The 1,843-nt window shown below is 71.9% G+C and carries 2 protein-coding genes; one reads left to right on the top strand and one right to left on the bottom strand.

Going from position 1 to position 1,843, the window contains the following annotated elements:
* A partial coding sequence (locus tag FV228_RS28500) for a multicopper oxidase family protein (protein WP_147857552.1) occupies positions 1-1,312 on the top strand: 1,312 nt, incomplete at its 5' end.
* A gap of 16 nt (positions 1,313-1,328) precedes the next feature.
* Here FV228_RS28500 and FV228_RS28505 read toward each other — a convergent pair.
* On the bottom strand, positions 1,329-1,843 hold a 515-nt coding region (locus tag FV228_RS28505), incomplete at its 5' end, for an ADP/ATP-dependent (S)-NAD(P)H-hydrate dehydratase (RefSeq protein ID WP_147857553.1).

Consider the following 1,843-nt stretch of genomic DNA (forward strand, 5'->3'; position numbering starts at 1 on the left):
CCTGCCGGCCGCCCCGGGCAAGACCCGCCTGCGGCCCGAGCCCGCGGCCGAGACCCCGGTCTGGTGTTTCGACGGCAAGGCCCTGCCCCCGCTGGTGCGGATCAAGCTCGGTCAGCCGGTCCGGCTCCAGGTCGAGAACCGCACCGACAAGCCGCTCTCGCTCCATTGGCACGGGGTGCGCAACATCAACGCGATGGACGGTGTCGGCGGCGTCACCCAGGCGCCGATCCCGCCGGGCGGCAGCTTCCTCTACCAGTTCACGCCTCCGGATGCCGGCACCTTCCTGATCCGCCCCCTCGTGGTCGGCGGGGCGAGCGAGCCGTCCGGCCGGGGTCTCGCCGGCATGCTGGTGGTCGAGGAGGCGACCCCGCCGCTGGTCGATGCCGATGTCGGCTTGGTGATGCAGGATTGGCGACTGGAGGACGACGCCAGCCTGATGCCGTTCGGGCAGGTTCAGTTCGCCGCCGCGAACGGGCGGCTCGGCAATCTCGTGACCGTCAACGGCAAGCCCGTTCCGGACACGTTCGAGGCGCGTCCGGGCGCGCGCGTGCGCCTGCGGCTCGGCAATGCCTGCAACGCCCGCGGGACCCGGCTCCGGTTCGAGGGCGTGAAGGTGTACGTGGCGGCGGTGGACGGACAGCCGACCGACACGTTCGAGCCGCTGCGGGCGACCCTGCCGTTCCCTCCGGGCACCCGCTACGACCTGATGGTCGACCTGCCCGAGACCGAAGGCGCCGTGTGTTCGATCATCGCGCTGGTCGGGCAGGGCCTGACCCTGGCCACCGTCACCACGAAGGGCGCCCCGATCACCGACAGGCGCCCGCCGATCGGCCCGATCGGCGAGAACAAGCGCCTGCCCGCGGAGATCAAGCTCCAGAACGCCCTGCGGCGGGACGTGGTCATCACCGGCGGCGCCATCGTCCCGAAGGCCGCCAAGGATGCCGGAAAGGACAAGGCGGCGCCGGAGCCGGTCTACACCGGCGATCCCCAGAAGATCTGGACTGTGAACGGCACCAGTGCGACGACGGGCCTCCAGCCGATTTTCACGGTGAAGCGCGGGCAGGTCGTTGTCCTGGCCCTGCGCAACGAGACCGGCTTCCCGCAGGCCCTGCACCTGCACGGCCATTGCTTCCGGCTGCTCCATCCCCTGGATGACGGCTGGGAGCCCTACTGGCTCGACACGTTCCAGCTCCTGGAAGGCCGGACCGCCCGCATCGGCTTCCTGGCCGACAATCCGGGGCGCTGGCTGATCAGCGCCACGGTGCTGGAGCGGTTCGACACCGGCCTGTGGACCCTGTTCGAGGTCACATGAGCGGACGCCCGTTCCCCTATAGGGCGGCGTCGAAGAGACCGCCGAGGACGGCGGGCATCAGCTCGGGAAGATCCTCGGCGATCAGGCCGGGGCCGTGGCGCAGGCCGGCATCGCCGTGGAGCCAGACGGCGGCCGCGGCGGCCTCGAAGGGCGGCATACCCTGCGCCAGCAACCCGGCGATCAGGCCGCCGAGCACGTCGCCCGAGCCGGCCGTACCGAGATACGGGGTGCCGTGATCGTTGATCGCCGCCCGCCCGTCCGGGCTCGCGATCACGGTGTCGGATCCCTTCAGCACGACGACGGCACCGCTGAGCGCGGCGGCGGCGCGGGTGCGGGACACCTTGTCGGCGCCCTCGGCGGTGGCGTCCGTGCCGCCGAACAGCCGCGCGAACTCGCCCTCATGGGGCGTGAGCACGGCCCGGGACTCCCCATCCGCGATATGGGCGGCCAGCAGCGGGGCCTGACCCGAGAAGCTGGTCAACGCGTCGGCATCCAGGACCAGGCTGCGCCCGGCGGCTGCCGCCACCGCGA

The organism is Methylobacterium sp. WL18, from assembly GCF_008040015.1.
GTDB classification, from domain to species: Bacteria; Pseudomonadota; Alphaproteobacteria; order Rhizobiales; family Beijerinckiaceae; genus Methylobacterium; species Methylobacterium mesophilicum.